Source organism: Desulfobotulus sapovorans DSM 2055 (genome assembly GCF_059569355.1).
On the sequence record NZ_JCANVJ010000015.1, the window covers coordinates 39442 to 53029 of the forward strand.

Below are 13588 nucleotides of genomic sequence, written 5' to 3' on the forward strand. Positions count from 1 at the left end.
ATATTATGCTGTTTAGCGATATCAAAAGGGTTATTGAACAGGTCAGTCGGGACAAGGGAATTCCCATGGAAACCCTGATCCATACCCTGGAAGAAGCCCTGGAGTCCGCCGCCAAAAAAAAACTGGGATCCCACATTGATGTGGAGGCTCAGTACAATGCCGAACTGGGCGAAATAGAAGTCTTCCAGTTCCGGGAGGTAGTGGCGGAAGTAAGCCAACCCGATTTTCAGATTCCCCTGGAAGAAGGACGCAAGCTGGATCCGGACTGTGAAATCGGAGACTCTCTGGGTACCAAACTGGATACGGCAAGTTTCGGTCGTATCGCTGCGCAGTCCGCCAAACAGGTCATTATCCAGAAAGTCAAGGATGCGGAACGCAATGCGGTTTACGACGGCTTTATCGACCGCAAGGGAGAAATCATCAACGGCATTGTTCAGCGTGTAGACCGGGGGGATATTCTTGTCAATCTCGGGCAGACCGAAGCCCTCCTCCCGGCACGGGAACAGATTCCAAGGGAAAGCTACCGCAGGGGCGACCGTATCCGGGCCAGCATCATGAAGGTCATGCAGGACAGCCGTGGCCCCCAGATTGTTCTTTCCAGAACCCATCCCCAGTTTCTCATTGCCCTTTTCCGCAGTGAAGTCCCCGAAGTGGCAGAAGGTACGGTTTCCATTGAAGCCGCTGCACGGGAACCCGGTATCCGGGCCAAGATCGCCGTATCCTCTCAGGATTCCGGCGTGGATCCCGTAGGTGCCTGCGTGGGAATGAAGGGATCCCGGGTACAGGCTGTTGTGCAGGAACTCCGCGGCGAAAAAATCGACATCATCCCCTGGAATCCGGATGCAGCACGTTTTGTCTGCAATGCCCTTGCACCTGCTGAAATTCTGCGGGTTGTGATTGACGAGGACAACCGGGCCATGGAGGTTATTGTACCCGATGAATTTCTGTCCATTGCCATTGGGAAAAAAGGACAGAATGTACGTCTGGCCTCAAGGCTTACAGGCTGGCATCTGGATGTGAAAAGTGAGGCCTCCTACAGTCAGGCTATGAAGGAGGGGTATGCCGCCCTCATGGGAATTCCCGGAGTGGGCATGACCCTGGCGGAAACCCTGTATGGCGCAGGTTTTTCTTCAGTTCGGGATGTGGCCCATGCCCAGCTGGAAGATCTGCTGGATATTGAAGGGTTGGACGAAGAGCTGGCAAAAAGCATCATTGCTTCGGCCATTGCGTCCAGAGCACAGAAAAAAAACAAAGACAAATCTGACGCTGAAACCTCTGTTTCTCTCGAAGAAGATCCGGGAGACACGGACAGAGAAATGGCGGAGATACCTGTAATGGAAGAAAACCGGAAGGTCCCCGCAGACGAAGCGGCGACACCGGAATCGGAAAACGAATAATTCCGGACCGGGAAAACCGCGGTAATTCGGAAGCTTCAGAGGCAAAAACCTCTGCTACCGGTGAGAAGGGGGATATGGATGGGACGAATCAGAGTGTATGAGCTGGCCAAAGAATTAAATATGACCAATAAGGCGATCCTCGACAAAATCGCAAAAATGGATGGCGTCGAAGTTCGGAGCCACATGAGTGCCCTGGAAGACGGTGAAATCGAAGCCATCAGGCGTTTTGTACTTGGAAAAGACACGGAAGAAGAAAACAGCCGGGTTCAGCCCTCCGTCGTCCGTCGGCGCAGACGCCGTTCCGGTCGTTCCGGCAATGCGAATGCGCCAGCCCAGGCGGCTGCGGGGACACCGGCCCCTCCCCTTGCAGATCCGGGTCATTCTCCAGCAGAAGCTGCAGAAAAAAAAGAAACCCAACTGCCCGGAGCCGAAAACGATGGCACCAGACCTTCCCACCGCTCTCCCAAACCCCCCAGGGGTAACGGGGCTGCCAAAATTATTTTCCGGCCCCCGGAGACACCGGTATCCCCTCCCCCTGTTGCCCCGGAGATCAACGTGATCGCCCCTGAGGCCCTTGCCATGGAAACAGAAAAAACGGTCTCCTCCCCTGTACTTTCTCCGGATACGGAAAAACATGTTGGGACAGAGGGAGAAAAAGGACAAAACGCAGAGCAGGTAACGGAGCCGGATAAAAAAGGGCCGGAAGGTGTCATCTCTGCGGAAAAAACCGAAGAGAACGACGAAGCCGCCCGTGCGGCCCGAAATAAAAAGAAAAAAAATACGGCCGCCAAAATCATCAAACGCATTGATCCTGCTGTACTGCAACAGATGAAATCGGATCGCAGCCCCTCCAAGCCTTCGGGCCGTCCTCCTGTGGTCACCCCCACAACGACAACGGTACCCGTCGCACCGGTCAGCGTTGAACCGGATCCCCTGGAAGCGCTCCTGATGCCGGAAAAAACCCCTTCAGACACCCCCTCCAGCGGCAGCCGCAAGAAAAAAGGGAAAGACAGCCTTTCCAAAGATCTTGTCGAATCCCGTGAAGAAGAGGGAGATCGCAGGGGCAAGAAAAAAGGCCGCAAGCGCTCCGTTGTGGAGGGGGATGCCCTCTATGGCAAGGGTAAGAAGGGCAAAAAAGGTAAAAAACAGGAAGCACACCAGAAAACCCAGATCACTGTGCCAAAGGCCATCAAACGCCGCATCAAGGTGGATGAAACCATCATTCTTGCAGAACTGGCCAAGCGTATGGGGATCAAATCCAGCCTCATGATCCAAAAACTCATGATGATGGGGGTCATGGCCACCGTCAACCAGACCATTGATTATGATACCGCTGTACTGGTGGCAACGGAATTCGGTTTTGAGGTGGAACGGGCTTCGTTTGAGGAGGAACACATCCTCCAGGCCCATGAGGACAGACCCGAAGAACTCATCACCCGTGCGCCCGTTGTGACGGTTATGGGTCATGTTGACCATGGTAAAACCTCGCTGCTGGACACCATCCGGAAAACCCAGGTGGTTACAGGGGAAGCCGGCGGGATCACCCAGCACATCGGTGCTTATTCCGTGGAAACGGATCGGGGCCGCATTACCTTCCTTGACACCCCCGGTCATGAAGCCTTTACGGCCATGCGTTCCAGAGGAGCCAAGGTAACGGATATTGTCATCCTGGTGGTGGCTGCGGATGATGGCGTTATGCCCCAGACCGTGGAAGCCATCAACCATGCCAAGGCGGCTGATGTTCCCATCATTGTGGCCGTCAATAAAATGGATAAACCCGGTGCCGAACCCGATCGTGTCAAGCGGGAGCTTTCAGAAAAGGGCGTTCTTGCCGAAGACTGGGGGGGGGACACCATCTTCACCTATGTTTCCGCCAAGGAAAATATGGGGATTGACACCCTTCTGGAAATGGTGCTCCTCCAGGCCGAAGTACTCGACCTGAGGGCCAATCCGGATAAAAAGGCCCTGGGCCATGTGGTGGAAGCCAAACTGGATACGGGTCGTGGCCCTGTGGCCACCGTACTGATCCAGGAAGGAACCCTGAAAACCGGGGATGCGGTGGTCTGCGGTATTCACCACGGTAAAATCCGGGCAATGATCAACGACAAGGGCAGCGCACTCTCCGTGGCCGGGCCGTCCATACCCGTCGAAATTCTGGGGCTTTCCGGTGTTCCCGAAGCCGGGGATGAGCTTGTGGCTCTGAAGGATGAAAAGGACGCAAGGCAGGTTTCCCAGCACAGATCCCAGAAACAGCGGGCCAAGGAACTGGCCAAAACCAGCCGTATGAGCCTTGAAAAACTCTTTGAGCAGATGGAAGAGGGAGAAGCCAAAGAGCTGAACCTCATCCTCAAGGCTGACGTTCAGGGATCCATTGAAGCCCTCCGGGATTCGCTGGCCAAGCTGTCTTCCCAGGAGGTCAAGATCCGCATCATCCATGCCGCCACAGGCACGGTGACAGAATCCGACATCTCTCTCGCTGCGGTGTCCAATGCCATCATCCTTGGCTTCAACGTCCGTCCTGGTGCCAAGGTACACGACATGGCCAAGGAAGAAAACGTGGACATGCGCTTCTATGATATCATCTACAATGCCCTCAAGGATATCCAGAACGCCATGGTGGGTATGATGGCTTCCACCTTTGAGGAAAAAGTACTGGGCAGGGCCGAAGTCCGCCAGACCTTTGTCATTCCCAAGGTGGGCACCATTGCAGGCTGCTTCATCACCGACGGTACGGTCTTCAGAAACCAGAAGGTACGCCTGCTCCGGGATGGTGTCATCCTCTATGACGGTCGCATGTCTTCCCTCAAGCGTTTCAAAGACGACGCCAAAGAAGTGGCCAGGGGCTATGAATGTGGTATTGGCATTGAAAATTACAATGATGTCAAAGTTGGAGATATCATGGAGTCCTACGAGATTATTGAAATCAAGCCCAGCCTGAGCTGAGATCCAGCCAGTCTTTCTTTATCGGAAAAATCAAAGCCGCCCGGTAAGCCTGTTGTCACCGGGCGGCTTTATTTGCTGCACATCTGCCCCAAAAAAGGAGCTTTGACATGAAAGCCTCTCCCAGATCCGACCGGATCCGGGGCCGTATCCGTGAGGTCATCTCCACTCACCTTGCCCGGAATGTACAGGATCCGCGTCTGCACCTTGTTACCGTTACGGCGGTGGAACTCAGCCAGGATCTGCGTATCGCCACCGTTTTTTTCACCACGGCAGGTGGCCCCGAAGCCCAGGAAAATGCCCTCAAGGGGTTTCAGAGTGCCAAAGGTTTTCTGAAGCGGAATGCCGCACGGGATCTGGGCTTGAAGTACATGCCGGATCTGCGTTTCCGCCATGATCCTTCCTTTGACTACGGTGCCCGCATGGACAAAATGATCCGCACGGTTCTGGAATCGGACAGACCGGCAGAAGAAGCCAGGGAGGAGGGAGACGACAATGCTACGGAATCTACTTGAAAAAAGCCGCCATGTTCTGGTGGTTTCCCATGTACAGCCCGACGGAGACGCTATCGGCTCCCTTCTCGCCATGGGCTTTGGCCTGGAAGCCAGGGGAAAACAGGTTGTCCTGTACAATGAAGATGCCCTGCCCGCCTCCTTTGATTTTCTTCCCGGTATCCGGCGGATCACCCGCGATCCCGGCCCGCTCCAGAATATGGATACCCTGATTGTACTGGATTCCGGAGATGCCGACAGGATGGGCCGTCTCGCGTCAGAACTGGAAAAAATTCCCCAGCGCATCAACATTGATCACCACCCCAGCAATACAAATTTTGGCACCTTCAACCTTGTGGATCCCGGTGCAGCCTCCACCACCGCCATTATTTACAGAATTTTCAGAGAAATGGGCTGGGAGATTCCATTGGAGGCGGCGTGGGGAATCTATGCGGGAATCTTTACGGATACGGGAGGCTTCCGATTCAGCAACACCTCTACCGAAGCCCTTACCATGGCCGCAGAAATGACCACCCTCGGAGTACATCCGGAAACCGTTGCCCGTAATATTTACGGGAAATACGCCTTTTCCCATATCCAGCTCCTTCAGAGGGCGCTGGCTTCCATAAAACTGGCTGCCAATGGACAGCTGGCCACCATGGTGCTCACCCGGGCCATGCTGGCGGAAAGCGGCGCAAGCGATGAAGAGGCAAGCGGACTTGTCAATTATGCCCGCAATATCGAAGGGGTGGAGATGGCAGCCCTGATCCGGGAAAAGGAAGATACCTCTGAAGGCGCCCCCTCCTACAAGGTCAGTCTGCGAACCAACGGCCGCATGGATGCCACAGTCATCGCCATGGCCCACGGCGGTGGCGGGCACAAAGCCGCTGCGGGCTTTTCCACGACCATGAACCTTCCGGACATTCTGACCCTGCTGGAAAACAGCCTTTCCCAAATCGCCCCCCGGAGTCTCCAGGCATGAATCCGGATGGTATCCTCCTTGTGGACAAACCCCGGGGCGTGAGTTCGGCAGGTCTTGTGGCCAGAATCAAAAGGGCATTGGGGGGCCCGAAAAGCGGACATGCGGGAACCCTGGATCCCTTTGCCACAGGACTCATGCTCATCTGTCTCGGCAAGGCCACACGCATTTCCCGCTATTTTCTGGGAGGTGACAAGTGCTATGAGGCAAGCCTGCTGCTGGGCAGCACAACGGACACCCTGGATCCTGAGGGCCAGATCACGGCCACAGCCCCCGTCCCTTTTCTGGATCAAGGACAGATTCTTGAAACTTTTGAGCGTTTTACAGGCCCCATTCTGCAAAGACCGCCCATCTATTCGGCACTCAAGCATCAGGGCGTTCCCCTCTACCGTCTGGCACGTCAGGGAAAGGCCGTGGAAAAACCAGCGAGGCCCGTCACCATACACAGCCTGAAACTGCTGGAAAGCCCTCTTCCTGAGATCCGCTTTGAGGTACACTGTTCGGCAGGTACGTATATCCGTACCCTGGCTGCGGATCTGGCCGAAGCCTTTGGCACGGTCGGGCATCTTTCCGCTCTGAGACGCACGGCCTGCTGTGGCTTTAACGTACAGGAGGCCCTCCTCCCGGAAAAACTTCTGGATGGAACGGAAGGAAGGCTTCCTGAAAACCTGCCCATCCCCATGGGCACGGCCCTGGGATTCATGCCTGAAATCCATGCGAATAATACTTTGACGGAAAAGGTCTTTCATGGCAAAGTGCTCTTCACAGCGGATCTGCCCGGAACGCTTCCCGCAAAAACACCCCTGCGTGTACTGGATGCTTCGGGAAGACTGATTGCCGTCATCCGAAAGGAAAAAGAAGATGCGGTGTCCTTTTCCTATGATGCTGTGCTGGCTCATGCAGATATCTGAATCCTGACAGTTATTTTCCGATCCGGAAAAGCTTTTTCTCCGGACAGGAAAATCTTTTTACCCCCTTTGACACGCCCTTTAAGCCTTGGCTTACGGTCTGAATGGAATATCGGATCGAAAACGTTGAAGGGAAAACAACACTATTCCAAACGAAGGAGACGTACCGTGGTTTTCACCAACGAGCAGAAAAAAGAAATCATTGAAAAATTCAAGACCCATGAATCGGACACCGGATCTCCGGAAGTACAGGTTGCCCTGCTTTCCCACCGCATTCTGTATCTGACCGAACATCTGAAGATTCACAAAAAGGATCACGCCTCCCGCAGGGGTCTGCTGATCCTGGTCGGTCAGCGCAGGCGCCTGCTGAACTATCTTAAAACCAAGGATATGCAGCGCTACAGAGACCTCATCGCCACCCTCGGTCTTCGCCGGTAATGTTTCAGGGGAAAGGGGCAGAAACGCCTTTCCCCGAAACGCCCCACGCAGCCAGGCCACACTTTCTTTTCGAAGCAAACAACACGGCGGCAGCAGGCAAGGGTCTGCTGCCGTCCGCTGCCGAAAACAGCAAATCACCGGACTCGGAATGATTTCTGACTGGCAGCTATCCCCAAATTGCTGTGAACGGACAAAGGGGACTTCCGCAAAAACATCTTCACGTCTCTATCCTCACTTCCCCAAAAAAATGAGCCGTAAAGATGTTTCTGCGTAAGTCCGTTTCCATATCTGTCCGGTCACGGCCCCCGCAAAAGGAGTTTTCAGATGCAGTTCACCTATTCCGCAGACATCGACGGAAAAGTTATTTCCATCAGCACAGGTAAAATTGCCAAACAAGCCTCGGGCAGCGTTCTGGTACAATGCGGTGAAACCGTTGTTCTGGTCACAGCGGTTTCATCAAGCGAGGAACGGGATATTGACTTCCTGCCCCTCACCGTGGAATACCAGGAAAAAATCTATGCCGCAGGCCGTATCCCCGGCAACTATTTCCGCAGGGAAATGGGACGCCCCAGTGAAAAGGAAATCCTCACCTGCCGCCTCATTGACCGTCCCATCCGTCCTCTCTTCCCCAAAGGGTACCGCAGCGAAATCCAGGTGATTGGCACCGTTCTTTCCATGGACAGGGAAAATGATCCGGATGTACTGACCATCATCGGTGCCTCCGCAGCCCTGACCCTTTCGGATATTCCCTTTGAAGGTCCCATTGCCGGTATCCGGGTAGCCCGGATTGACGGCAAATTTGTTTTCAATCCCACCCTCTCAGACCTCAAAGCCCCCGGCTGTGACATGAATATTGTCCTGGCTGGCTCCAAAACCGGTATTGTCATGGTGGAGGGTGGTGCGGACTTTGCCAGTGAAGCGGATGTTCTGGACGCCATCTTCCAGGGACATGCTGCCATGCAGCCCCTGATCCAGATTCAGGAACAGCTCAGGGAAAACATCGGTAAACCCAAGCGCAGCTTCACCCCGCCCGTTGTGGACATGGCCCTCGCCGAAAAAATTGCCGAGCTGGCCGCAGCCCCCCTGAATGCGGCGCTCAAAGCCGATGACAAGATGGTGCGCAAGGACAATGTCAGTGCCGTTAAAAAACAGCTCCTGGAAAGCCTCGGCGAAGACGGCGCTGCACGTAAAGGGGAAGTTGGCAGTCTCTTCGAAAGTCTCATGAAAAAAGTCAGCCGGAAAATTGTTCTTGAAGAAGGTACACGGGTTGATGGCAGAGCCTTTGATGTGGTGCGTCCCATCAGCTGTGAAGTGGGCAGCCTTCCCCGCCCCCATGGTTCCGCCCTGTTCACACGGGGGGAAACCCAGGTTCTGGGGATCCTGACCTTGGGATCCGGACAGGATGAACAGCGCATCGAGACCCTTTCCGGAGACGAAAGCAAACCCTTCATGCTCCACTACAATTTCCCCCCCTTCTGTGTAGGGGAAGTGAAGCGGGTAGGCGCTCCCGGACGCCGGGAATTCGGCCATGGAGCCCTCGCCACCCGGGCCATTGAACCCATCCTTCCGGATCGGGACAAATTTGAATACACCGTCCGTATCGTCTCCGAAGTGACGGAATCCAACGGCTCTTCCTCCATGGGGACGGTATGCGCCGGAACCCTGGCGCTCATGGACGGCGGTGTCCCCATCAAGGCTCCCGTTTCCGGTATTGCCATGGGTCTTGTCAAGGAAGGTGACAAGGTGGTCATCCTTTCCGATATTCTGGGAGACGAAGACCATACCGGCGATATGGACTTCAAGGTAGCGGGTGGTGAAGCGGGAATCACAGCCATACAGATGGATATCAAGATCCCTGAGCTTTCCAGAGAGATTATGGAAAGAGCCCTGGCCCAGGCCAAGGAAGGCCGTATCCATATTCTCAACAGAATGCTGGCTGCCATGCCCCAGACCCGGGGTGCCCTCTCTCCCTATGCCCCCAAGGTCTTTACCGTAAAAATCAATCCCGATAAAATCCGGGATCTCATTGGGCCTGGCGGTAAAATGATCCGGGCCATTCAGGCGGATACACGCTGCAACCTGGATGTGGATGATTCGGGTACCGTAAAGATTTCAGCCGCTAATCTTGAAGATGCGGAAGCTGCCAAAAAACTGGTACTTGAAATCTGCCTTGAGCCTGAGGTGGGAGAAATCTATACGGGCAAAGTGGTACGCACCACAGACTTCGGAGCCTTTGTGCAGCTCAAACCCGGAACCGATGGTCTGGTACATATCTCGGAACTGGCGCACCAGCGGGTACAAAAGGTAACGGATGTGGTCAGTGAAGGGGATATGCTTCAGGTAAAAGTGCTTGAAATTTCAAGAGACGGTAAAATTCGTCTCAGCCACAAAGCCCTTCTGGAACCTCCCGCAGGCAGTGAGATTCCCCCCTCGGAAAATAACGGGGAAGCAAGACGCAGTGATCGGCCCCGCAGGGACGATTCCAACGGCAGCAGACCCCGTCGGAGATAAGACGACCCCATGATGGATCCGATGACCCAAAAAACCATCCTTGCCAACGGTGTCCGGATTCTCACCCACAAGGTTCCCCATGTGCGCTCTGTTGCCATGGGGATCTGGGTGGATGTCGGTACACGGGATGAATCCGAAGAAGAAGCGGGATACTCCCACTTCCTCGAACATATGATGTTCAAAGGCACCCGCAGGCGTTCCGCCTATGAGCTGGCCAAGGCCTTTGACGCCATTGGTGGGCAGTCCAATGCCTTTACCACTATGGAAACGACCTGTTACCATGCCCGTGTCATGGATACCCACCTGCCTGTCATGGTGGATATTCTCTCGGACATGTTTCTCAATTCCTGCCTCGATTCCGAAGAGATCGAAAATGAAAGACCGGTTATCCTCCAGGAAATCGGCATGCTGGAGGACTGCCCCGAAGATTTTGCCCACCATCTTCTTGAAAAATACGCCTGGGGAGAGCATCCTCTGGGGCGTTCCATTCTGGGAACCCCTAAAAATATCCAGAGCGTCCGATCCGAAGACCTGCAAGTTTTTTTCCGCAAATACTACTGTCCCTCCCGGGTCATCATCTCCCTTGCGGGGAACCTGGAACATGGCAGCGTGGTGGATCTTCTGGCACCTGCCTTTGAGATGCTTGCTCCTGGCTCCGGACGATCCGAAAGACGCACGCCGCGCATTCAAAAAGGCGTCCGGGTTACGGCCCGCCCCATCGAACAGGTACACCTCTGCCTTGGGGCACCAGGGCTTCCCATCACCCATGAAGACCGTTTTTCCGCCTCCCTGCTGACAACCATTCTGGGGGGCAATATGAGTTCCCGCCTTTTTCAGGAAATCCGGGAAAAAAGAGGGCTGGCCTATTCGGTCTACGCTTTTTCATCAGGCCATATGGATACGGGGATGCTGGGTATCTATGCCGGAGTGGCTCCCGGTACAGTGGAAACATCGGCAACACTGATTCACAGGGAACTGAAAAAAATATGTGATGAGCCCGTTTCCACGGAAGAGCTGGAAGGGGCCAGGGCCTATACCAAGGGCAACATCCTACTTTCCATGGAAAACACGGAAAATCTCATGGTCAAACAGGCTCAGAATGAAATCCACTTTGGACGCTACATTCCTGTGGAAGAAACCCTGGCCAAGGTAGATGGGGTCACACGGGAAGATATCCTGAATCTTTCCAGACTGTCCTTTGGAGAAAACCACCTCTTTGTCTCCGTCCTTGGGCCTTCGGACAATGCGGCAGCCTTAAGTGAAAAATTTGGTATTGTTGAAAATAAAGACAGCAACGGAGAAAAAAAGGTATGTCTCTCCTGAGAATTCCCATTCTCCGCATGGGCCACGCCGGAGATCTGCCCCTGCCCACCTTCATGACCCCCCTCGCTGCAGGAATGGATCTTCCTGCGGCGGAAGCCTGCACCCTCAATCCCGGTGACATTGCTCTGATCGCCACAGGCTTTGCCATAGCCCTGCCTCCGGGATTTGAGGCCCAGATCCGCCCGAGAAGCGGGCTGGCCATCCGCCACGGCGTCACCGTTGTCAACGCACCGGGTACCATAGACGCGGACTACAGGGGAGAGGTCAAGGTGGCACTCATCAATCTCGGGAAAAAAAGCGTTGCCATACAGCGAGGAGATCGTATCGCCCAGATGGTGATCGCTCCTGTGCTGCAAATCCAGTGGGAAGAAGTAAAAAATCTGGACACAACCCTGAGAGGTACAGGCGGTTTTGGGCATACGGGAGCCGGGGGAGAAAAGGCCCCATGAAAGACGGTTTTCCCGAAAAAGATTCCCCTGCCCTGACCCTCACCGTTCTGGCCAGCGGCAGCAGGGGCAACTGTCTGCACATAGACGATGGAGAAACCGCCATTCTGGTAGATGCGGGCTTTTCCTGCAAAGAACTGTTCCGTCGCATGGAAAGCACAGGGATTTGCCCCCAGCGTCTTTCCGCCATTGTGCTCTCCCACGAGCACACGGATCATGTGAGTGCCGCAGGTGTCCTTTCCCGAAAACTCAAAATTCCCGTTTATGGTACCTCCGGGACTCTGGATGCGGCAAAGACCAGAACCGGAGAGCTGGCCTGCCGCAGGGACATTACCTGCGGGGTTCCCTTTGCCATCGGCGGTTTTCTTATCCACCCCTTCTCCATTTCCCACGATGCTGCGGATCCCACGGGCTTTACGGTGAGCAGAGACCAGATCAAAATCGGTATTGCCACGGATCTGGGGGTAGCCACCACCCTCATCAAAAACCATCTCAAAACCTGCAATGCCCTGGTTCTCGAAGCCAACCACTGCCCGGAACTTCTCGATAAAGGTCCCTACCCCTGGGCCTTGAAACAGCGGGTTAAAAGCCGTACAGGCCATCTTTCCAATGAGAATGCACGGGATCTGCTGGGCGAAGTTATCCACGACCAGCTCTCCCATGTCATCCTTGCCCATCTGAGTGAAGAAAACAACCAACCGGAAAGGGCCTGCCGTGTCGTGGGGGAAGCTCTCGCAGGAACCCAGACAAGGCTCCACACAGCCGGGCAGTTGTCCCCCCTCCCGGCCATACGCATTGGGGGAGGAGCATCCCGACAGGACACCTCCTCCCCCTCTGAATCGTTCCTCCCCGTCTTTGTTGCGGGATAGGATCGTTTTTACCTCTGCCGTACTACAGGTTCCCTTCGTGTCGTATGGACGCCCTTACTTTGGGCGTTTAAAACGATACTCCATCTTCATCTCACTGGTATTGGGCGTCACACCTGCAAGGGTCCAGCCACGCTCCTGATATTGACGAATCGATTCCCTGTGCTGCATGGCATTCAAGCCATCCATAAGCACTTTTTTATGTTCCATATGCTGATTCAACATGGCGACACCTCCTGATTCTGGAAAGGGGTAGGGTCTTGAACGGCAAAGACCGATCATGCAGGGCATTCACTGCCCTGCACCTAAGGTGTTGGACTCTCACTGCGGACACAATCTGAAGGGAACCCGCTTGTTGCCCATGGATAAAATTCCACATTGCCCAAAAAGTATCCTGCCTCCTGTCCGGCATTCCCGTCCACCCTCCCACAGTTGAAGAGGGGACTCCATCGTATACGATGCACAGAGATTCTTATTCAGATCAAGGGAGAAGGGTGAATCGGGTTGGCTGACCATAAAACCCGGGACAACAGGAAAAACCACTGGGAATGGGAACAAATCCCTTAATTAAATCTATCATCTTTCACTTTACGTCAAGCTTTTTTTTAGAACTTTCCCCAAAATAGACCGCCATTCCCTTTTCATTGCAGACAAACCATTTTCTATTCCCGCACCTGCCCCTCCGCTCTCCGTCGCTTTTTCTACCCAGGCCCATCAAGGGTGTTTACAAAAATCCTGTAATCCTATAAGGAAGCAAACTACATTGCGATGTCCATAATTACAAAGGAAAACGAGCGTGATCCCCACAGGGATTGGCCGAAAAACAGAGAGGTCATCATGGCAAAAAAAATTACCAAAAAGAAACCTGCAACAAGCACAAAAAATCCTGGCAGCGATACAAAAGATACAAAAAAAGCGGAAGCCACAACAAAAACGGCTGCTGCAAAAAAAAACAGTACCTCAAAAAAAACGACGTCTTCTTCAAAGAGCAAAGCTGTCGCCTCCGGAGACCAGAAGGAAGGAATTCTTTTTCGTAACTTTGGTGATTGGCGACCGGAAACTTCATTCCAACCTGTCCAGGAATCTTCATCCCTCCCCCCTGCCCCTCCCTTCTTCACCTCAGCGGACAAAGATGCGGTTTTACGGGTCAAAAAACTGCTTCTGAAATCCTTCACAGAAGCTTCCAGCGCCCCTGCTCCGCAGACAAAAAAAGACACGGTAGAGGAAGCCCGTAAAAAGGCCGAGGAAGAAGCCCGCATCAAGGCGGAAGAAGAGGCTCGTAAAAAGGC

The 13588-nt window shown here is 54.1% G+C and carries 12 protein-coding genes; 10 read left to right on the forward strand and 2 right to left on the reverse strand.

The features are described from left to right. The first annotated feature begins 5 nt into the window (after positions 1-5). The 10 genes from nusA (at position 6) to BR04_RS11210 (ending at position 12302) form a co-directional block, all read left to right on the forward strand. Positions 6-1397: a transcription termination factor NusA gene (nusA, locus tag BR04_RS11165; protein ID WP_496356093.1), complete on the forward strand. Its 1392-nt coding sequence runs from the start codon at positions 6-8 to the stop codon at positions 1395-1397. Positions 1398-1475: 78 nt separating this feature from the next. Then, positions 1476-4340 (forward strand): translation initiation factor IF-2, encoded by a 2865-nt coding sequence (infB, locus tag BR04_RS11170; RefSeq protein WP_496356094.1) that lies wholly within the window; start codon positions 1476-1478, stop codon positions 4338-4340. A gap of 107 nt (positions 4341-4447) precedes the next feature. After that, a complete protein-coding gene (rbfA, locus tag BR04_RS11175; RefSeq protein WP_496356095.1) occupies positions 4448-4852 on the forward strand; it encodes a 30S ribosome-binding factor RbfA in 405 nt (134 codons plus the stop codon). Next, positions 4833-5810, forward strand: a complete 978-nt coding sequence (locus tag BR04_RS11180; RefSeq protein ID WP_496356096.1) for a DHH family phosphoesterase — start codon at positions 4833-4835, stop codon at positions 5808-5810. Before rbfA ends, BR04_RS11180 begins: the two co-directional genes overlap by 20 nt. Continuing rightward, the gene (gene truB / locus BR04_RS11185; RefSeq protein ID WP_496356097.1) at positions 5807-6718 is read left to right on the forward strand and encodes a tRNA pseudouridine(55) synthase TruB; all 912 of its coding nucleotides are present in this window, start codon (positions 5807-5809) and stop codon (positions 6716-6718) included. Before BR04_RS11180 ends, truB begins: the two co-directional genes overlap by 4 nt. 165 nt (positions 6719-6883) lie before the next feature. Further along, positions 6884-7153, forward strand: coding sequence for a 30S ribosomal protein S15 (gene rpsO, locus BR04_RS11190; protein WP_496356098.1), 270 nt, complete (start codon positions 6884-6886; stop codon positions 7151-7153). 324 nt (positions 7154-7477) lie between these two features. After that, positions 7478-9664: a polyribonucleotide nucleotidyltransferase gene (gene pnp / locus BR04_RS11195; protein WP_496356099.1), complete on the forward strand. Its 2187-nt coding sequence runs from the start codon at positions 7478-7480 to the stop codon at positions 9662-9664. Between the two features lie 9 nt (positions 9665-9673). Beyond that, positions 9674-10987, forward strand: a complete 1314-nt coding sequence (locus tag BR04_RS11200; protein WP_496356100.1) for a M16 family metallopeptidase — start codon at positions 9674-9676, stop codon at positions 10985-10987. After that, entirely contained in the window at positions 10975-11436 is a 462-nt protein-coding gene (dut, locus tag BR04_RS11205; RefSeq protein WP_496356101.1) for a dUTP diphosphatase, read from the forward strand. Before BR04_RS11200 ends, dut begins: the two co-directional genes overlap by 13 nt. After that, positions 11433-12302: an MBL fold metallo-hydrolase gene (locus BR04_RS11210; protein ID WP_496356102.1), complete on the forward strand. Its 870-nt coding sequence runs from the start codon at positions 11433-11435 to the stop codon at positions 12300-12302. Before dut ends, BR04_RS11210 begins: the two co-directional genes overlap by 4 nt. A 54-nt stretch (positions 12303-12356) precedes the next feature. Here the strand turns inward: BR04_RS11210 and BR04_RS11215 are convergent, their stop codons facing one another. Beyond that, positions 12357-12524, reverse strand: coding sequence for a hypothetical protein (locus tag BR04_RS11215; protein ID WP_496356103.1), 168 nt, complete (start codon positions 12522-12524; stop codon positions 12357-12359). Positions 12525-13057: 533 nt separating this feature from the next. Beyond that, positions 13058-13516, reverse strand: a complete 459-nt coding sequence (locus BR04_RS11220; RefSeq protein ID WP_496356104.1) for a hypothetical protein — start codon at positions 13514-13516, stop codon at positions 13058-13060. Positions 13517-13588: the final 72 nt, after the last annotated feature.

Excerpts from the sequence above, each read along its gene's own strand:
- nusA (WP_496356093.1), top strand. The coding sequence starts at position 6 with ATGCTGTTTAGCGATATCAAAAGGGTTATTGAACAGGTCAGTCGGGAC.
- infB (WP_496356094.1), top strand. The coding sequence starts at position 1,476 with ATGGGACGAATCAGAGTGTATGAGCTGGCCAAAGAATTAAATATGACC.
- rbfA (WP_496356095.1), top strand. The coding sequence starts at position 4,448 with ATGAAAGCCTCTCCCAGATCCGACCGGATCCGGGGCCGTATCCGTGAG.
- BR04_RS11180 (WP_496356096.1), top strand. The coding sequence starts at position 4,833 with ATGCTACGGAATCTACTTGAAAAAAGCCGCCATGTTCTGGTGGTTTCC.
- truB (WP_496356097.1), top strand. The coding sequence starts at position 5,807 with ATGAATCCGGATGGTATCCTCCTTGTGGACAAACCCCGGGGCGTGAGT.
- pnp (WP_496356099.1), top strand. The coding sequence starts at position 7,478 with ATGCAGTTCACCTATTCCGCAGACATCGACGGAAAAGTTATTTCCATC.
- BR04_RS11200 (WP_496356100.1), top strand. The coding sequence starts at position 9,674 with ATGATGGATCCGATGACCCAAAAAACCATCCTTGCCAACGGTGTCCGG.
- dut (WP_496356101.1), top strand. The coding sequence starts at position 10,975 with ATGTCTCTCCTGAGAATTCCCATTCTCCGCATGGGCCACGCCGGAGAT.
- BR04_RS11210 (WP_496356102.1), top strand. The coding sequence starts at position 11,433 with ATGAAAGACGGTTTTCCCGAAAAAGATTCCCCTGCCCTGACCCTCACC.
- BR04_RS11215 (WP_496356103.1), bottom strand. The coding sequence starts at position 12,524 with ATGTTGAATCAGCATATGGAACATAAAAAAGTGCTTATGGATGGCTTG.